Annotated in this window: 20 protein-coding genes; 10 read left to right on the forward strand and 10 right to left on the reverse strand. The window is 65.7% G+C overall.

What is annotated here, in order from left to right:
• Positions 1-159 precede the first annotated feature (159 nt).
• From HF877_RS04055 to HF877_RS21150, 3 genes are read right to left on the reverse strand one after another with little or no spacing between them, the layout of a single operon-like run.
• A complete protein-coding gene (locus HF877_RS04055) occupies positions 160-612 on the reverse strand; it encodes a hypothetical protein (RefSeq protein ID WP_169619892.1) in 453 nt (150 codons plus the stop codon).
• Between the two features lie 22 nt (positions 613-634).
• Positions 635-967 carry a tetratricopeptide repeat protein gene (locus HF877_RS04060; protein WP_169619893.1) on the reverse strand — a complete coding sequence of 111 codons (333 nt, stop codon included), beginning with the start codon at positions 965-967 and terminating at the stop codon, positions 635-637.
• A gap of 7 nt (positions 968-974) precedes the next feature.
• Positions 975-1,163: a hypothetical protein gene (locus tag HF877_RS21150; protein ID WP_206036547.1), complete on the reverse strand. Its 189-nt coding sequence runs from the start codon at positions 1,161-1,163 to the stop codon at positions 975-977.
• A 633-nt stretch (positions 1,164-1,796) separates the two neighbouring features.
• Here HF877_RS21150 and HF877_RS04070 point away from each other — a divergent pair.
• On the forward strand, positions 1,797-2,183 hold the full coding sequence (locus HF877_RS04070) for a hypothetical protein (protein ID WP_169619894.1): 387 nt from the start codon (positions 1,797-1,799) through the stop codon (positions 2,181-2,183).
• 48 nt (positions 2,184-2,231) lie between these two features.
• Here HF877_RS04070 and HF877_RS04075 read toward each other — a convergent pair whose 3' ends face one another.
• Together HF877_RS04075 and HF877_RS04080 are read right to left on the reverse strand one after the other, a co-directional pair.
• Positions 2,232-3,080, reverse strand: coding sequence for an SDR family NAD(P)-dependent oxidoreductase (locus HF877_RS04075; protein ID WP_169619895.1), 849 nt, complete (start codon positions 3,078-3,080; stop codon positions 2,232-2,234).
• Position 3,081: 1 nt separating this feature from the next.
• A complete protein-coding gene (locus HF877_RS04080) occupies positions 3,082-3,564 on the reverse strand; it encodes a nuclear transport factor 2 family protein (RefSeq protein WP_169619896.1) in 483 nt (160 codons plus the stop codon).
• Positions 3,565-3,817: 253 nt separating this feature from the next.
• On the opposite strand from HF877_RS04080, the gene HF877_RS04085 reads away from it, so the two are divergent.
• The 3 genes from HF877_RS04085 to HF877_RS04095 all read left to right on the forward strand — a co-directional run bounded on the left by HF877_RS04085 (position 3,818) and on the right by HF877_RS04095 (position 5,265).
• Complete coding sequence (locus HF877_RS04085; protein WP_169619897.1) at positions 3,818-4,351, forward strand: hypothetical protein; 534 nt, start codon at positions 3,818-3,820, stop codon at positions 4,349-4,351.
• Between the two features lie 100 nt (positions 4,352-4,451).
• Entirely contained in the window at positions 4,452-4,910 is a 459-nt protein-coding gene (locus tag HF877_RS04090; protein ID WP_169619898.1) for an ATPase, read from the forward strand.
• Entirely contained in the window at positions 4,897-5,265 is a 369-nt protein-coding gene (locus HF877_RS04095; RefSeq protein WP_169619899.1) for a metalloregulator ArsR/SmtB family transcription factor, read from the forward strand. Before HF877_RS04090 ends, HF877_RS04095 begins: the two co-directional genes overlap by 14 nt.
• A gap of 46 nt (positions 5,266-5,311) precedes the next feature.
• On the opposite strand, the gene HF877_RS04100 is transcribed toward HF877_RS04095, so the two are convergent.
• Positions 5,312-6,217: a D-isomer specific 2-hydroxyacid dehydrogenase family protein gene (locus HF877_RS04100; protein ID WP_169619900.1), complete on the reverse strand. Its 906-nt coding sequence runs from the start codon at positions 6,215-6,217 to the stop codon at positions 5,312-5,314.
• Between the two features lie 129 nt (positions 6,218-6,346).
• On the opposite strand from HF877_RS04100, the gene HF877_RS04105 reads away from it, so the two are divergent.
• The 3 genes from HF877_RS04105 to HF877_RS04115 all read left to right on the forward strand — a co-directional run bounded on the left by HF877_RS04105 (position 6,347) and on the right by HF877_RS04115 (position 12,376).
• Positions 6,347-7,900, forward strand: coding sequence for a multicopper oxidase domain-containing protein (locus HF877_RS04105; RefSeq protein ID WP_169620008.1), 1,554 nt, complete (start codon positions 6,347-6,349; stop codon positions 7,898-7,900).
• A 309-nt stretch (positions 7,901-8,209) separates the two neighbouring features.
• Positions 8,210-10,333: an MMPL family transporter gene (locus HF877_RS04110; protein ID WP_169619901.1), complete on the forward strand. Its 2,124-nt coding sequence runs from the start codon at positions 8,210-8,212 to the stop codon at positions 10,331-10,333.
• Between the two features lie 54 nt (positions 10,334-10,387).
• On the forward strand, positions 10,388-12,376 hold the full coding sequence (locus HF877_RS04115) for an SDR family oxidoreductase (RefSeq protein WP_169619902.1): 1,989 nt from the start codon (positions 10,388-10,390) through the stop codon (positions 12,374-12,376).
• Between the two features lie 52 nt (positions 12,377-12,428).
• On the opposite strand, the gene HF877_RS04120 is transcribed toward HF877_RS04115, so the two are convergent.
• The 4 genes from HF877_RS04120 to HF877_RS04135 form a co-directional block, all read right to left on the reverse strand.
• Complete coding sequence (locus HF877_RS04120; RefSeq protein WP_169619903.1) at positions 12,429-12,926, reverse strand: SRPBCC family protein; 498 nt, start codon at positions 12,924-12,926, stop codon at positions 12,429-12,431.
• Complete coding sequence (locus HF877_RS04125) at positions 12,923-13,285, reverse strand: metalloregulator ArsR/SmtB family transcription factor (RefSeq protein WP_296551385.1); 363 nt, start codon at positions 13,283-13,285, stop codon at positions 12,923-12,925. Before HF877_RS04125 ends, HF877_RS04120 begins: the two co-directional genes overlap by 4 nt.
• An 88-nt stretch (positions 13,286-13,373) precedes the next feature.
• Positions 13,374-14,270, reverse strand: a complete 897-nt coding sequence (locus HF877_RS04130; RefSeq protein ID WP_346765056.1) for a sucrase ferredoxin — start codon at positions 14,268-14,270, stop codon at positions 13,374-13,376.
• Positions 14,271-14,329: 59 nt separating this feature from the next.
• Entirely contained in the window at positions 14,330-14,860 is a 531-nt protein-coding gene (locus HF877_RS04135) for a hypothetical protein (RefSeq protein WP_169619906.1), read from the reverse strand.
• 122 nt (positions 14,861-14,982) lie between these two features.
• Between HF877_RS04135 and HF877_RS04140 the strand changes: the two genes are divergently transcribed.
• The 3 genes from HF877_RS04140 to HF877_RS04150 all read left to right on the forward strand — a co-directional run bounded on the left by HF877_RS04140 (position 14,983) and on the right by HF877_RS04150 (position 18,465).
• Positions 14,983-15,246, forward strand: coding sequence for a hypothetical protein (locus HF877_RS04140; protein ID WP_169619907.1), 264 nt, complete (start codon positions 14,983-14,985; stop codon positions 15,244-15,246).
• On the forward strand, positions 15,243-17,687 hold the full coding sequence (locus HF877_RS04145) for a hypothetical protein (RefSeq protein WP_169619908.1): 2,445 nt from the start codon (positions 15,243-15,245) through the stop codon (positions 17,685-17,687). The genes HF877_RS04140 and HF877_RS04145 overlap by 4 nt, the downstream gene beginning before the upstream one ends.
• 97 nt (positions 17,688-17,784) lie before the next feature.
• Positions 17,785-18,465 (forward strand): hypothetical protein, encoded by a 681-nt coding sequence (locus HF877_RS04150; RefSeq protein ID WP_169619909.1) that lies wholly within the window; start codon positions 17,785-17,787, stop codon positions 18,463-18,465.
• The last annotated feature ends 54 nt before the right edge of the window (positions 18,466-18,519 follow it).

The raw sequence follows: 18,519 nt of genomic DNA on the forward strand, positions 1-18,519 counted from the left end.
CACCTCCAACTGCACGTATTCACCACAATTATCGCACGTATGTTCGATAGTTGTGCAACCCCGTGCGTGATTCAGGTGCTGTTCGTGCCTACGTGTCGGTAGCGGGCGGCCTCGTCGCGGGTACCGAGATGGCCGGTGCGAACCCTCCGAGCGGCCGGATCAGCGTCCGCGCGTCTCACGACCGGCTTTGATCACCTCGAACAAGCCGGTCCAGTTGTCTTTCCCGTGCCCGGCGACGATCGCGGCGTCGTAGAGGTGTTCGACTGCTGCCGGCAGCTCTTGCGCAGAACCGGTATCGATACTGGCCTGCACCAGATGGTCGGCGATGGCACCCATCATGGTGACAGTGCTCAGATCTCCCGGATGCCGGCTCGTGGCCAGGTCCGCGGCAAGTTTGCCGCTCGGCCCGATCATGTCCGGTATCAGCGTGAGGTGTTCGTACAGGTCCTCGAGCGCGTGGTCGACCGGACCGCCGACCGACTCGATGAGGGCCGCCGCATGCAGGACCGCTGCGAGTGCAGTCAGGAAGACGTCCAGGTTCGCCAGGTAGAAGAGCTGGGCGAGCCGGATATCGGCGCCCAGGTACCGAGGTGTCCCGAGCACCCGCAACACGGGTTCGGCACCGTGGAAGGAATCAGCGTTGTCGAGCGTCGGCGAACACGCTCAGGGATTCCTCGAACCGTCCCAGGTTTCGCAATGTGCTGCCGTACTGGAGCAACGCTCTCCGGTGTCGATCCCCGGAGAGCCCAGCACCGAAAACCTCCAGATAGTACCTCTCGGCCTTACCCTCTTGTCCCGCAGTGTCGTACGCCCCGGCAAGTTCGTACGGTACTGCCGCATTTCCGGGGTTGGCTTCGAGAAGTGCCGCGAAATACTCGATCGTCGGCCCCATGTTCGCGCGGTCTCGTGCGTCGAAGCCGGCAGCGATGGCCGCCTCCAGCTCGGGCGAGATCTCGAGATTCGGCATCGCCCGATTATGGCAGTGATCGGTGCCTCGGCGCCCACTCGGACGGGCGCAGACTCAAATTGAAGGGTTCGGCGAGGTCCTTACCGCCCACGTGGGTGACCACCGCAAGCTCCGGACTGAACGCTTCGACGTGCTCGGATTCTCGCTCGAGGTAGGACTGCGGAATCAGCAACGGCAGATAGACAGTTCTCGGCATCGGCAGCCTTGATCCTCGCGTCCACTGCGGACTGCATGTGCTCCCACAGGGCATACGCATACGGCCGGATCACCATCGTCCCGCGAACCGGCCCGTTGTCGGCCATTTCGGCCTTGTTCAGAACGTCCTGATACCAGCGCGGGAAATCCTCGTCCTGCGAGGTCAGCACGGCAGCTTTCTTCGATCCGGCCACCCGGCGATACTATCCAGCCGCCCCGCAGAAAGGCGCCGGGTCGAGCGGGCAATTCCTCAATCGATACGGTGCGAGCCCACCGTCGAAGCCCAGAATTACGGCCGTAGCCCCTATCGGTCCGGAGAACATCAGGGCCAGAATGGGGGGAAGCACCGGGATATCGATTTCGCCTGTGGTCCTCGCTGGAGTCGCGGGTCAGTGGTCCTCGTGCGCTGAGGTAAACCGGAAAGAAGGTCCGAACAATGAGAAAGCACCTCCTCGTCGTCGCCGCCACGCTCGTTGCACTTCTACCCCTCACAGCCTGCGCAAACACTCGGTCCGAGTCATCCGCACCGGCCCAGTCCTCCCCCTCGATCGAAGATCGCGCCGACCGGAAGCCCCTCCCCGACTCCGGCGTTCCGACCGTATCGATCGGGGGCACTGTCACGGTCTCCCAAGAGATGAACGGACCCACCGAAGGGGTCACGGGCACCGCAGGGGTCACCGTGTCCAACTTCGCAGCCCTCCCATACCCCCGAATAGAGAAATATCCGGCAACGCCCGTGCCCCTCCACGGCGCCGGCTACACCGTGTGGGTCGAGATCGATACTCGATCGGGCGAGTTCTCCTACAGCACCGTGTACTTCTCGGTTCGGACCCCTGGGGGAGACATCTACGTTGCCTCCACCGTGGGACTCGAGGACGATCTCGGCTCAGGGACCCTGTCCTCGGGCGAGAGACGCCACGGAAGTCTCCTCTTCGAGATCCCCTCCGGCACGAACCTCACCGAAATCGTGCTCGTCGGCACCGACGCCTCCACTCCCCTCGCCGTCTGGACTCTGGACTGAAGCCGACCGCGCTGAGCGACGTGCACGCCGGGGTGACGCACTTCGTGTTCAACTGCCGAATACCGGTCCGCCACCGAACACGGCGCGATGTGAATCCGGTTGGTTTCCTTCGATATCCACGACCCCGTACTCCAGCGCCACCTCTGCGGTGATGAGGGTCGATCCACTCCGGCCGTTCACCTCGCGATCGCCCGCCAGGGCGACGACGACACGGCCGATGAATTCGGGTGTCTCGGCGTTGGCCAACGGGAAGCCTTGAAAGTTGTCGAGCCCGCGCGCCTGCATGGCCTCGTTCTCGACCAGGCCCGGCCAGAGCGACAGCGTGGTGACCCCGGTGCCGTGCAGTTCCACGGCCATGTCGGCGGCCATCTTGTCGAGGCCGGCTTTCGACATGCCGTACAGCACCGAATGCAGGTGAGCACGAGTGCCGAACGACGAGATGTTGACGATCATGCCGCTGCTGCGCGGCACCATCATCCGGGCGGCCTCCACCGAAGCAACGTAGTGCGCGCGCAGACCCACACCGATCAGGCTGTCCCAGTCGTCGATGGGTCGCTTCCAGAACGGCTCGGTGAAACCTGCGAAGCCTTTCGGAGCCGCCCACACATTGTTCACGAGCGCGTCGAGCCTGCCGTTCTGCTCGTCCGTGATGCGGGTGAAGAGGTCGTGGATCTGCCCGTCGTCACGGTGATCGCACTGCACCGCGATGCCGCGACCGCCGCGCTCGGTGACGATGTCGGCCGTGTGATCGAGCGGTCCACCGGCACCGACAGGCCCACGACCGGTGACATAGACGGTCCACCCGTCGGAACCGAGTGCGCAGGCGATCCCCTTACCGACGCTGCGACTCCCGCCGGTGACAAGGGCTACTTTCCGCTCCGGTGCGCTTTCGGTCATGTCACACAATCACTTTCACGTCGTCGGCGAGGGTGCGTTCGATGGACCACAGGACGCGCACATGACATTTCGCGATCTTCCACTCGGCGTCCTCGACCACATAGCCGTCGTCGTAGTCCAGCGCGGTGACCCGCTCGGTCCGGGCCTGCACGTCCACCTGCCGGAATCGCAGTGTCCAGGCGCCGGTCGCCGCGCCCGGGCCGATGAGTCGGATGCTGGGGTGCATCCCGTGATGCATATCGAGGATGACGTAGCGATCGTCGACGCGCCGAAGCGCGATCCGGGAATACGCGTCCACCAGTCCGTCCGCGTCGTCGAACCTCCCGAGCGCGGGCCCGTAGTAGATGTCGGCGCCGTCGGCGACGAAACAGGCACGCATCGCCACCGGATCCTTCGCATCACTCGCGCGGAAGTAGCGGTGCTTCAGCATCCGGATCTCTTCGAGGGCTTCGAGTCTCGCTAAGCGCTCTTCGATGGTCGGCATGCGATGATCCCTCCCATGCAGGATTGCGGTGGCATTGGTGGGGCCATCCTGGCATAGAAAGTGTGCGGATCGAAAAGACCGATCCCACCGGACAACTGGGCCAGGTTTCGCGAAGTTACGCGACTGCCGCTCCCGTCGACAATCCCGCGCGCACGGTTCAGCGCAGGTCGATTTGTACGGAATGCGACCGGACGCCTCGCATATTCGATAGGAATGGCGTGTTCTGTTTCCTGCGATCGAACGGAGTATGTACATGGCCGAACGAACATTTCGCCGCGTGGGTGCGGCGGCAGTCATGGCAGCGGGGTTGGGTGTTGCGATGACTGTCGGAAACGTCGGGGCAGCACACGCCGCGCCGACTTCCACCACCATGACGTGCGGAAGCGCCAACCCGCTATTTTGGGCGCCGCCGTTCACCTGGACCGTCACCGCCTCGTCGGGGGCGTCCCGTCCCGGCGGCGAGGGCGAGTTCTTGCCATCTCTCCTGCTCAGCGGCAACAACGACTTGCCCACTCCTCCTGGTGGTCTCATCCCGAGTATCGGACCGAACTGGTACGGCACGCAGGTGCTGGTCGACTGGCACAACACCAGCACCGGTCAGTCCGGACGGAGCGTCAGCGATCAGGAGGCGTGGAAACAGAAGCCGAGCGTCCCGGTGAACCGCACCCTCACCGGGTCCGGAACGATCAACTTCACCGTCACGCTCCAGACCGGCGCGGGGTGGTGGTTCGTCAATCCACAGAACGCCGTGTGCCAGGGCACCATCGACGTACTTCCCGCGTCCTGAGTTGGGGTGCGTCGACTCAACTGCAACCAAGGGGTTGCCGATAGACGATCGGGGTGCAACCATGGGGTTGCACCCCGATCGCATCGAACGAGGAGACGTCATGACCGACGAACTCGACCGCATCGAACGACAGATCGCCATCGAAGCACCGGCCGCACGGGTCTGGGAACTCGTAGCCGAACCCGGGTGGTACATCAACGACCACACGATCACCGAACACCGACTCGAACGCGACGGCGACCTCACCGTCGTCCACGATCCCGTCCACGGCGCCTTCCTGTTCCGCACGGTTGCGCTGGATAAACCGCACTACGCGGCGTTCCGCTGGTTGGCCGACAGCACCGACCCCGACAGCCCGTCCACGCTCGTCGAATTCCGGGTCGATGCCGTCTCCGACTCCTCCACCGTCCTGCATGTGACGGAAACCGGCTTCGAGTCGCTTCCCGGAGACGCCGCCGAGCGTCGCGCGAAGTACGAGGGGAACGTCGAAGGGTGGACCATCGAACTCGATCTCGCACGACAGCACCTGGAGGGCAGGAAAATCGTTGCCGCACAGTAAAACGGGAACGTTCGACGACGGCGGCTCCGACGCGGGCACAGTAACCGACCCGACTCGCGTATTCGCGGCACTCGCGGACGACACGAGGTGGCAACTGCTGCAACGACTCGCCCGATTCCCGGCGTCCGCGTCGGGTCTGGCGGGGGAATTCACGGTCTCGCGTCAAGCGATCGCCAAGCATTTGTCGATACTGGAAGACTGCGGTCTGGTGACGTCCGAACGTGTCGGCCGCGAACTCCGTTTCTCCGCAGCCGGTTCCAGGCTGAGCGCGGTGGGCAGGGCGCTGGAAGCGGTGGGCTCGGGATGGGACCGACGGCTCGACGCCATCAAGAAGGCTGCGGAACGCTCCGTGTGAGAACGGAATGCTGTCAGACCGTCGAAGACCTGCGCGACACGGGAGCTCAGTAGCCTGCCGACGGATCGACGCGCGCGACGAGGTCCTCCCCGGCGATGAACCTCCGCACGTTCTCACGGAGCGTCGGCGCAAAGGTGGCGGTCAAACCGCTCCGAGTGTTCGCGACGTGCGGGGTGATCACGCAATTGTCGAGTGCCCACAGCGGATGCCCGTCCGGCAGCGGTTCGGGTTCGGTCACGTCGAGCACCGCCCCGGCGATCGTGCCCGCGCGCAATGCATCGACCAGCGCATCGGTGTCGACCAGGTTGCCGCGCGCCACATTCACCAGCCACGCCGTATCCGGCATGGCATCGAACGCCGCAGCGCCGACCATCCGGTCGGTGTCGGCGGTCGCGGGCGCCGCAACGACGAAGTGGTCGGCCATCGTCCACACCTCAGAGGTGCGGTGTGCCGGCAACGTCACCGACGCTCCGTCGACCGGACGTCCGGAACGGGTGACCGCGACGACCTCCACCCCGAAGGCACGGAGTCTCGGAATCATCGCCCGGCCGATTCCCCCGCATCCCACGATCGCCACGGTCGATCCGTGCAGCGGGCGGACGAGGGGATCGATGCGATCTTTGCTCCACCGGTTCGCCGCGACGGCGGTGTGGAATTGCCGTAGGCCGACCAGCAGGGCTCCGACCGCGTACTCGGCCACGTTGTCGGCATAGACCCCGGACGCGTTCGTCCACACCCTGGTGCGGTCTACCAGGCCGGCACGGAAGAACGGTTCGATGCCCGCGTAGGCGAGTTGCACCCAGCGCACCCGTTCGGGCAGGGCGGGGAAGTCCTCCGCACTGCCGTACCAGACGACGGCGTCGGCGTCCTCGAGCGACGACACCGTGGCGCCACCGTCGGTGATCGCCGCAGCGAGGTAGTCGTCGTGGTCCGGGCCGAGATGAATTCGCATGACGAAAACCCTAGTGCCGCCGCGGGAAAACGGACGGCTGCGCCTGCGCAGCGGGTGATCTTCGGGGTTCTCCCCCGAGGGCAAGATCGGGTATCACACCGGAGGTGCCGCGTCGTGCCGCGGACGAGCATGGTGAGTATGAAACTTCTGGTGCGGCTGGTCGTGGCGGCACTCGCCCTCGTCCTGGTGGCGGCTGCGACCGGCGCCTCCGTGGTGGCCTATACGTGGACGACGGCCGACGTGGACACGCTCGGCCGGGTCGACTTCGACCGGCCACTGCAGATCCCTCCGCTGGAGACCGGCACCGTGACCGCCGACGGCACCCGCGTATTCGATCTGACGCTGCAGGGTGGCACGAGCGATCTCGGCCACGGCCCGGCGACTCGGACGTGGGGCTTCGACGGCTCCTATCTCGGCCCGACCCTCCGCGCCGCGCGCGGCGACAAGGTTCGCGTCGATGTCACCAATCAGCTCGGCGAAACCAGCACCGTGCACTGGCACGGCATGCGTCTTCCCGCGGCGATGGACGGTGGCCCCCATCAGGTTGTGGACGCCGGCGACACGTGGTCCCCGACGTGGACCATCGACCAGCCCGCTGCCTCGCTCTGGTATCACCCGCACCTCCACGGCGCCACCGCGCAACACGTGTACCGAGGCCTCGCGGGGATGTTCCTGGTGGATGATCCGGCCGACCCGACCACCCCCGGCGCTCGGGCCCTGCCCCAGACGTATGGGGTCGACGACATTCCGCTGATCGTCCAGGACAAGAAGTTCGACGGTGACCAGCTCGACGAGAACCCCGGCGTTTTCGGGATCTCCGGGACGGTCGGAGACGAGATCCTGGTCAACGGCACGCCCGGGCCGTTTCTCGATGTCACGACCGAAGCAGTGCGGTTGCGACTGCTCAATGCGTCGAACGCACGGGTTTTCGACTTCTCGTTCGAGTCCGGTCAGGAGTTCGCTCTCGTAGGCACCGACGGCGGCCTGCTCGAACGTCCCACCCCCGTACGCAACGTTCAGCTCTCTCCCGGCGAGCGCGCCGAGATCGTCGTGCGTCCTGTGCCCGGGTCTCGGGATGTCCTGCGCAGCACCCCGCCGGCGCTCGGTTCCGATTTCTTCCAGAGCCGCTTCTCCGGCGGCGACGACAGCTTCGACATCCTCGAGATGCGCGCGGCCCCGGAACTCGCACCTTCGACGGCGCTGCCCGACCGGCTCACCACATTCGACGAGTTCGGCGAGCCGAGCACCACCCGCCGCATCGATCTGAACGGGACGAACATGATCAACGGCAGGACCGTGGACATGACCCGCATCGACGACGTGGTTCCCGCCGGCGCCACCGAGATGTGGGAGGTCCGCAACGCGTCGTCCACCCACCACAACTTCCATATTCACGACGTTCAATTCAAGGTTGTCGATGCGACGGGCACCCGAAACGACCGTCCCCTCCTCGCCGGACGCAAGGACACGGTGTTCGTACCCCCGAACTCGACGGTGCGCCTTCTCGTGCGGTTCGGTGAGCACAGCAACCCCGCGATGCCCTACATGTATCACTGCCACCTGTTGTGGCACGAGGACAGCGGGATGATGGGACAGTTCGTCGTCGTGGGTCCGGACGATGCGGCCCGGGTGGACGGCGTCACCGATCACTCATCCACCGGTGGGCACGGCACGCACGGCTGATAACCAGCGGAAATATCCGGGGAATACATCCCGGGGTGGCTGTGTTGGAACCGCATGGATCGGCGCGTCAGTACGCCCCGGAGCCAGTATGAACGGCCTTCGTGGAATACCGTCCGGCTGGAGCCACGTTGCGCGAGACGCCGTGAGGCATCGGGCGCGTCGGTCCGCCTCTCTCTTCGCCCTCCCGTGCTGTGACTGCCGGGTGGATTGCGCTCCCATTTCCGTTATGACCGGTATCGCTGTGGCGCTCGATTCTCCCGCCAGTACAGTTGCCGTTCGGTAACCGAGGCAACCGAAACGGGAGTGTGCATGAACCGCTGGGCCGACATCGTGGTGACCAGAAGTCGGTGGGTTCTCGCCGCGGTCCTGTTGGTGGTCCTGGCTGCCGGAATCTGGGGAGTGGGGGTGTTCGGAAAACTCTCCGGCACCGGCTACTACGTGGCGGGCAGCGAATCCGTGCAGGCCCAGAAGATCATCTACGACACCTTCGGTCCGCAGACGGCAGACATCATCGCGATGTACACCGCTCCCGAAGGCCAGACCATCGACGACATCCGAGACGACGTCGAGCAAACCCTCGGGAAGTTCTCCGACGAGGTGACGGTCACGTCCATTTCGACCTACTGGACGGCACCGCCGCCGATGAACCAGCTGCTGGTCTCCACAGACCAGCGCAGTGTCGCGGCCTCGATCATCCTCGGAGAGGAATCGGGGGTCACGAACGCTACTTTCCCGGCGGTCCTCGAGATGCTCGAGGTTCCCGGAGTCGATTCGCAGTTCGCCGGCGGGACCGTCGTCGGAGTGGAATTCACCGGAACCCTCGAACACGACCTGATCGTCTCGGAGGCGATCGCGATTCCGGTGACACTCCTCCTGCTGGTGTTCATCTTCGGTGGGGTGGTCGCCGCAGCGGTGCCGGTGTTCGTCGGTGTCCTTGCGATCTTCTCCTCGCTCGCGACGCTGCGATTCCTCACGATGTTCACCGACGTGTCCTCGTACGCGCTGAACATCACCTCGTTGATCGGGCTCGGCCTGGCGATCGATTACGGCCTGTTCATCGTCAGTAGGTTCCGCGAAGAACTCAACGCCGGAGCCGAGGTCATCGCCGCCACGAAACGCACCATGTTCACTGCGGGGCGCACGGTGATGTTCTCCGCGGCCCTGTTGATCTGCGCATTCGCGGGCATGCTCGTCTTCCCGCAGTCGGTGCTGCGGTCGCTCGGCCTGGGCGCGATGGCGTCCGTGTTCAGCGCTGCCCTGCTGTCCCTGACCGCTGTGCCGGCCGTGCTCGCACTGCTCGGTCACCGAATCAACGCCTGGACCTGGGACAGGGAGGCGTCCGCTCGCAGCGAGGCCCGCGCCGTGCGCTTCTGGGGTCGTGTGGTGCGGAACGTGATGCGGCGACCCGCGACCATCGCGATCGTCATCACCGCTGGGTTGCTCGTGCTTGCCACACCGGTCTTCAAGGCCGGTTTCGGCGAGATCGAGTACACGGCACTCCCGGAAGACAGTCCCGCACGGGCCGCAACGCAGAAACTTCTCGACGACTTCTCCAGCAGCGGGAACGGCGCCACCCTGGTGGTGCGCGGCGACAACGGACAGACCCCGTCGGCCGAGGCAGTTCGTGAGGTGTCGCGCGCGGCGACCGCCCTCGACGGCATCGAGCAGACCGTCACCGTCGGTTCCCAGGGCGACGTCGCAGTGTTGCAAGCGCTGTACGGGCAGGGGGTCGACGGCACACCCCGGGCGAGTGCCATCACCGACGAACTGCGTGCCGTGCCCGAACCCGCCGGAACGGAGGTGCTCGTCGGTGGCGGACGCGCGCTCGTCGACGACGCCAATGCCGCGATCGCCGACGCTCTGCCGTGGATGATCGCGATCATGGTGGCCTCGACGCTGGTGCTGTTGTTCCTCGCGTTCGGCTCCGTGGTGCTGCCGATCAAGGCGGTCCTGATGGCCGGATTGAGCCTGGCAGCCACGTTCGGCGTGCTGACTTGGGTGTTCCAGCTCGGGCACGGCGCATCGTGGATCGGTGTCGTACCCAGTGCGCTCGAGCCGACATTCGTCGTCCTGATCCTGGCGGTCGTGTTCGGCCTCTCCACGGACTACGAGGTGTTCCTCATGTCCCGGATGGTCGAGGCCCGCGCAGCGGGCGCCACCACGGTCGAAGCCGTGGAATACGGCACCGCGCGGACCGGCCGGGTCGTCACTGCGGCTGCCCTGCTGCTGATCGTGGTGACCGGTGCGTTCACGATCTCCGGTCTGTCGATCATGCGGTTCCTGGGCATCGGCATGATCATCGCGCTCATCATCGACGCGACGATCATCCGGATGCTTCTGGTGCCGTCGCTGGTGAAGCTGATGGGTGAGGCGAACTGGTGGGCGCCGGCATGGATGAAGCGAATTCACGAGAAGGTCGGGCTGGGCCACTAGGGCGCGACCCCGATTTCCGGCCCGCGATACTTACCTCAGAGTAAGTTCTCGGGCATGGCAACCTACCTGGTCACGGGTGGAACAGGATTTCTCGGTCGGCAGGTCCTCGCACGACTGCTCGCCACCCGGCCCGACGCCGAAGTGCATGTGCTGGTGCGGCGGGGCTCCGTCACCAAGCTCGAGGCGCTCGCCGACTCCCTGCCGGGTGGCGCGCGGCTGCACGCCCTGATCGGAGACCTGACGGCGAGCGAGCTCGGCCTCGAACCGGGGACGATCCCGCAGGCCGAGCACATTCTGCACCTCGGCGCCATCTACGACCTGACCGCCGGTGACGAGCAGACCGCCACCAATATCGACGGCACCCACGCCGTCATCGCGCTGGCACGGCAACTCGACGCGACGTTGCACCACGTCTCGTCGATCGCGGTCGCCGGCGACCACCGCGGGACCTTCACCGAGAACGATTTCGACCTCGGGCAGCACTTCCCGACGCCATACCACCGCACCAAGTTCGAGGCCGAGAAGGCGGTGCGCCGAAGCGACATCCGCTGGCGCACGTACCGCCCGTCCGCGATCGTCGGCGATTCCGTCACCGGTGCCATCGACAAGATCGACGGGCCGTACTTCTTCTTCCCCGCGGTGGCGCGCCTCGGAGCGCTGCCCTCCGGGTTGCCCCTCGTCGTACCCGATCTGGGCGACACCAACCTGGTGCCCGTGGACTATGTCGCCGCTGCGATCGTCGAACTCGTGCATCGCCCGCACCTCGACGGCCGGGTCTTCCACCTCGTCGCTCCCCGGCCGCAACCGCTGCGTGAAGTCTTCGCCGCGTTCGCTTCCGCGGCGGGAGCCCCGCTTCCGGTCGCCACCGTTCCCGGCGGTTTCGTGCGCACGCTCTTGTCGTCGACAGCTTTGCCCGGGCTCGACGCTGTTCGCCGTTTCGCACTGCACCGTCTCGGAATCCCACCGGTGATGCTCGACCATCTCGCCCTGCCGACCGTGTTCGACGACGCGCGAACCTGGGAAGTGTTGCGCGACAGCGGTATCACGGTTCCGGATCTCTCGACGTACGCACCGGCGCTCTGGCGGTACTGGGAAGAGAATCTGGATCCGAACCGCGCGCGACGCGGGGACGGGCCCGGACCGCTTGCCGGCCGGAATGTAGTCATCACCGGCGCCTCGTCGGGGATCGGCCGAGCCGCCGCACTCGCAGTGGCACAGGAGGGGGCGCGGGTGATTCTCCTGGCTCGCCGCGACGAGGAACTCGCCGCCGTCGTCGCGCAGATCTGTGCCGGAGGCGGGCGGGGCCACGCCTACCCCTGCGATCTCACCGACCCCGACTCCGTCGAACACACCGTCGCGGCCATCCTCACGGACCACGGGCACGTGGACATGCTCGTCAACAATGCCGGTCGATCGATCCGTCGCGGGCTGTACGACTCGACGGACCGGATGCACGATTTCGAACGAACCATGGCGGTCAACTATTTCGGCGCAGTGCGTCTGGTGCTCGCGCTCCTTCCGCAGATGCGCCGGCGACGCTTCGGGCACATCGTGAACATCACCAGCGCGGGTGTGCCCGCCCGCACGCCTCGGTTCGCGGCCTACCTGGCCTCCAAATCAGCCCTCGAAGCATTCGCGGAGGTCGCCGCAGGAGAAACCCTGAGCGACGGAATCACCTTCACCACAGTCCGGATGCCGCTCGTGCGCACACCGATGATCGCACCCACCGACGAGTACACCGACGCACCGGCAGCCAGCCCGGAGGCTGCGGCGGCGATGATCGTGCGCGCCCTGATCGAAAGACCCACGCGCATCGACGTCCCGGTCTCGACCCTCGCCGAGTTCGGTAGCCTCTTCGCCCCGTCGATCGCGAATCTCGTCCGATCCCGGTTGCATCACGCGTCATCGGATTCCGGTACACCCGTTGGTGAGACCGAAGAACGGAAACCGACTCCACCCGCGCCTTTCGGCGTGCTTCCGGCACTGACCGGAGGCGCAACCTTGCGGCGGATCGGACGACTGCTGCCGGGCGTGCACTGGTAGAGACGAGCGGCCGACGAGCCCACCGCGCCTCCCGCCGACACTCCTCCGTGCGTTATCGCGTCTGTTCCTCGAAGTACTCGCGCTGAGCGGGGAAGTAGTCGTCGAAGGACCGCAACGGTGCCCCGGAGACCGACGCCACAAGTTGGTCCAGGTAGTACTCCCAGCCAGGACCGACATCACCGACTTCTGCCGCCGCGACGCGGTGGTGCACGAAGCGGATCTCGGATCGCTCCCCGTCTTCGGACAGTTCGAACGAGACGTCCCACGCGCCCTGCTCGGAGATCGTCCGGAGGCCGAGTCGATGTGGGGCATCGCATTCGGTGATCTCGACGTCCTCCCAGGGCGCACCTTCCTCGAAACCCATCTGCACCCTGATCGTTTCGCCGACGGCGCCGGTACCTTCCCATCGTCCGACCCACCGCGCGGTGCGCTCGGGTTCGGTGATGCTTGCCCAGGCGTCGTAGACAGAGCCGGGCAGTGTGCGCGTCACTACGAGGTCGAGCCCTTCGGAACCGTTCACGAGCTTTCCGGTCGGTTTCGGAGTTGTCATGCTCTCTTCCTTCCGTTCTCGAACTTCGGCATGTTCGATGCCGCTTTTCGTTCACGCCGGGTTCTCGCAACCTCGGTGGCCAAGGCATCGAACCGTTGCGGCAGAGCAGGCCCGATGAGCCTGTCGAGATAGTCGGCAACTTCCACCAGCGGCTCCGTACGGAGTGTGTAGATGCGCCGGCGACCGTCGACGGTCACCTCGACCACGCCACACTCGATCAGGACCCGGAGGTGTTTGCTGACGGCGGGCCGGCTGATCGCAAAGCGCTGCGCGATCCCCCCGGCCGACAGCGGTGCAGCGCGAAGCAACTCGAGAATCTCCCGGCGTACCGGGTCCGCTATCGCTCGCGCTCCCTCCACACCGAAAAGCGTAACCGATTGGCTACGCATTCGCGTGAGTTCGATAGATGCCGGCGCGGACTGCACGTTCTCGCCCGCGTGGCCGGGATCAGCTCCGGTCGAACCCTCCAACGATCGGCGTCACCCGGGTTGCCACCACCGGATACACCGGTTTGGGTGCGGCACCGCAGCTCGCCGGCCGCGGCGGTAGGTCGCGTTTGTCCATCTCGACTCGCCATGCCCGGCCGTCGCGGTGACGCACGACCGGGACAGCGGCCTCATCGACGGTGAAGTCGTCGAGTTCGTCGGCGCCGGTGAGCGCGCGCACCACGATCTCTGCAACCTGGCCCGACGCATCCCACGTGCTGCGTCCACGAAGACCCGGGAGATATACCCGGCCGGCTGTCGCGGCGCGCACTGCGTCTGCGCTCTGTGCGGCATCGAGGCGCCCATAGGTGTAACCGGTCGGCAGGAGAATCATCGACGGGGCGAAGCGATGTCCTCCGGTGTGAGAGCACTCCCACACCGCGTCACCGAATTCGGCGGCGAGCGCCGCAGCGACCGGACGGCCCAGCACCGCGCAGCATTGGTCCCGCTTGCCGTGGGCGCAGACGAGCACGACCGGTTCGCCGACCGGGGTGCCGAGACCGAGGGCGGGCCCGGCCACCACCTGCGGCACGATGTCGAGCAGTTCTGCCGGGTGTGTGATCTCGAGGCGCTCGCACCACGTAGCGCCCGGTTCGGTGCGTGCGAGCAGAACCGTCCGGGTCGCACGCACCACGTCGCGCCCCGGGCGGCGGATGAACATGAACCGGACCCCCGCCGCATCTGCGCGGGCCGAGAGTTCGGCAGCGAGTTCCGGGCCGAGTGCCGTGCCGTCGAGAACGTCCCGCCCCCAGCCCGAGGGGAACTCCAGGCACACGTACCCGGGCGCCGTTGCGGCGGTGCCGGGCAACGGCTCGTCGAGAGCGGACAGCGCGGAGCAGGTTGTCGCAGCGATCGTCACCGGTTCATTGTCGCCGCTCGGATCATTCACGGAATCGGCGCCCTCGCGAGTTTCCCCGGTCAGCGCCGTTTTCCTCGTATCCGCCGCAGTCCGGCTCTCCCCCACACCCGTAGGAAACCTTGCGTCAGGTAGCCCAAGCAACCGAGGGCCAGCACCCATTTGGTGAGGCTGATCGTCGTCGCGGCACGAACGGTCGTGTCGTCGATGCGACTGCGATGGTCGAGCAGGTACAGCCCGGTGATGTTCTCTGCGTAATCCCCGGCCGCAGCGATCACAGGCGCGGCAGCGAGAAGCCTGCGCGTGCGGGGTGTCAGCGGGCGGTGGTGGTCGAGGGCCCGGGCACCGTCCCGGAGCGCGATGGCGAACGTCAACGGATGCACCATGTCCCAGTAGTAGTGCTGCCGGTACCGGCTGATCTCGTCCGGACCCAGGTTGTCGAGGATCTTCCGATACTTGTCCGCCGAAAAGGTGGCCTGAATCGTGCCGACGGTAAGCGCGGTGGGGCCGAGGACGCGGCCCATGTTTGCCTGGGACGCCAGGAACAACAGCGACGATCCGATGAGCCGACGATCCGATTCGGTCAGTGCCATGCCCATGATGGTAGCGCCCACTTCCCGGGTGTCGGATTTGTGCGTTATGGTGTCCGCGCTACCGAACGTCTGGGGGGACGATGGCGGATACGATCAGGGCCGATATCGACGAATTATTCTCTTTGTCAACGGCTTTCCGTGGAATTGCAGGGCGTATCGCCCGTATCGACACCCGCGCGATCTCGGCGGGGTCCGTCGAGGGATTTTCCGGCGGTGCTGCGATCGTCGAGGCACTTGCAGCAGTCGAGTCCGCGTCGCGACGCTCGGTCTCACTCCTCGCCGACCGTGCCTGGTCGACGTCCGACACCATCGACCTGGTCGCCGCGGACTACGAGAACACCGACGAGTACTTCGCCGCCGGATTGGCGCGGGCAGTTCCCGAGTGATCCCCACGATCACCGATGTTCGCAACTGGAAGCCCGCCGTCCTCCACGACAGAGCACAAGCCGTCGACACGGTTGCCGCACACCTCGATAGCGAGCGCGGCGCTCTGACGGACACCGCACTCACGCTGTGGCAGTCCTGGCATGGACGTGCAGCAGACGCGGCGGAGAAACACCTGGACAGGGAACGTCGCTCCGTCGTGGCGGTCGTCGAGCATCTGCGACATGTCGGGGACCAACTCCGCCGCGCCGATACCGCGCTCACCTGGTCGGTTCTGGCGGTGCGCAATGCAATCGCGAACGCCGAACGGGCAGGTTTCACTGTCGACGACAGCGGCGTGAAACCCCGCCGCCACGCGGACGACTCGGCCGCTGCAACCCAGGACGCTGCCGCCGAGCACGCCGAGTCGATCCGACGCGCACTGGCCACTCTCGGAGAACTGGACGATCACTACGCACACATCCTCCGGGAGATCGTTGCGGATCTCGCAGCGAGCACTCCGAAACCTGCGCCGCTCTCCCCTGACGAGGCGGTCCGCGACCGTTCCATACTCGACGACGGAAAACTCGACCGCGACGAGGTCGGGCGATTGCTGGCCAACCTGACCGCTGCCGGCCTCGACACCAACTCCCTCGCCGATCTCGCGGCGGGCAGACAGGTCACACACCTGCCCGCCGGGGCCATCCGATACCTCGAAGAGTTGTATCACCGGGGCGGAGTCGGACAATTCCTTCGCTTACAGAACGCGCTCGATGAGGACGGCAGCCCGCAGGCTGTTGCAGCGGGGCGGGCGCTGAGCGCCGGGATCCTCACCCTGTCGAACGAGAGCATCGTCGACGACGGCGGACACAGCGGCGGCTGGGACAGACTTCCGCCGGACGTGCGCGCCCTCGTGCAGTTGAATCCGGCCGACTCCGCACCGGCGACTCTCGACGACTACCTGCGCTCCCTCTCGCCGTTCGAGCGATCCCGGCTGGAAACCGATCCGGGCGCGGCCGCCCGCGCGCACGCCGAGATGCTGCGGGATCCGGGCAGCCACTACGCCCAGCGCCTCGGCGTCCAAAACGAGTTCTGGGGACGCGTAGCCGACTCCGACGGTATCCCCGGCACTCGACTCGGAATCGAACTCGTCGAATCCGCAGCGACACAGGTGGGCCTCTCCGACTCCACCGGCCGTTCCGCAATCGCCTCCGCGTCGTACGCGTTCCCGAACGGGCTCGGCGAAGCCATGCTCGACGTCGGCACCCGGAACAACGAAACCAACGCGCGGATCCTCACCGGCGACCTCGACGGCGACGGCAGTCCCGAGACACGACGCGACGCCGTCCTCACCCCGTTGTTCGTGCACGAGTGGGAGGACGACGGCGCGTCGCTCGGCCGGTTGACATCGTGGATGACGGAGGAGAGCCTCGCCGTGCAGGGACCCGGTGATGCCGGCTCTCTCGACACCGAACGCCGCGACCGCGCGGATCGAGCGGCTCTCGGCCTCGTGCAATACCTTTCGCACGGAGAGAACTACTCACGTTTCATGGACATGAGCGGGCCCGACACCTCGAGCCTCGGCGAGGTGAATCCTGCGCTGCTGCATGCGACGAGCCAGGGCCTCGTCGGGTACATCCCGCATCTCGCAGGCGTCGACACCGATAGCCGCGAGTGGGGTTACCGCGCAGCAGAATCCAGTGACGCCGGCGACAAGCGTTTCGCCCATGCTCAGCGTGTGTTCGCCCTCATGTCGACGGGAACCGACGCGAACACCACGTTCATGGGAGGTGCCCTCGCGTTCCACGAGACCTACGATCGCGCGTTCGTCCGCAGCCTCGTCGAGCCCGACAAGTGGGGTGAGATATCCCCCGACACGGCGGCCGCCGGAAATGCGGCCCACATCCAGGCTCTGGTCGATACCGGCATCTACGGCGCGGCCGTCGAACAGTCGCGGGACCAGGAGAACATCGCGAACACGGTTGCCGAACGCCGCAACCAGGCTTACGACACCGGCTACACGATGATGCGCAACGCGGTCGCGTCGTTCGTTCCCGCCAACTTCACGGTCGGCATGACCATGGACATGCTCAACCCGAGTGTTCGCGACACCTTCACGATTCCGGAATCACCGGCGGAAAATTTCGCGTTCACCATGAACGAGTCGCAGATAACCGCAGAAAACGATGTTCGGATCGCACGGTTGCTGGTCGGCACGGGATGGACGCCCCAGAGTCCTAGCGCGACAGACGATCTGACAGCGGCGGGCGTGCTGGCAGAAAACAGTACGCTCTCACCCGAACCCGATCCGCTGTCGAACCGAAGCCCTCAGAGCGTGCACGAACTCGTAAGGAATGCCGTGAAGACCGAGTTCGGATCTGACCGTTTGTATGGCTACACCGACGAATACCGACGGAGTTATCACGACGTCGCCCCTACCGTTCACTTCACTTCGACGAACTGAGAAGATGCGCCCAGCACTAGCAATACTCGCCGCGACCATGCTGGTTCTCTCGGCAGGGTGCGGCACACAGCAGACAGAACACGTCGATAACACGCCCGTGACCGAAACGCCACCACCCCACGAGTGGGTCGCAGTCGACGACGTGTCCGTCCGTTGGACCGCAGTTCCTGGCATCGACCTCGACGCTCCCGAACTCCTCGTCGCTCGAGCGTTCGGAGAATCCGAACTGTTCTACGAAATCACCGGCCGATTCGAATCAACCTACGAAGGCTTCGCCGAGGCAGTGCCGTATCCCATTGCCGATAATTGGCGAACCTATCCCCGCACAGGGACGGTGAACAACCACGTCATCGAGGCGCGCGCACTCCCGGATAAACTTGGCCGCCCGTCCTACCGGGTCATCTACTGCGCCGACGAGTCCGGTACGGCGGTGCCCATCGGCGACACTTGGAAAACGAGCAACTACACGAGCAGCCGTCCCCGCGTTCTGGCCATTACCCGCACCGGTTGGAATGTTCCGGCTCCTCAGGTGAACCTCGCGGTCCGCACTGTGCACCCGCCCTGGAATGTCTTCGAGGGCTGGGAGTTACGTCTCAGTACGAGCAAGGACAATGACTTCTTCTCCGCTAGTCGACCCGAGGATCGCGCGCTTCTCGATTACTGTCATCGCGGGTACCCACCCAGCAACGGAAACTTCCGCTACGGCGATATTCTCGACGCTCCTCCCGTTGCCCAGCCTTCCGTTCCCGGATGGCCACAGCGCGTCGATGGTCCCTGACAAGCAAAGCCCACAACGGGGCCCCACCAGTCATTTCACTCTTCGGACTGAGAC

Source organism: Rhodococcus sp. BL-253-APC-6A1W (assembly GCF_012843405.1).
Taxonomy (GTDB): domain Bacteria; phylum Actinomycetota; class Actinomycetes; order Mycobacteriales; family Mycobacteriaceae; genus Rhodococcus.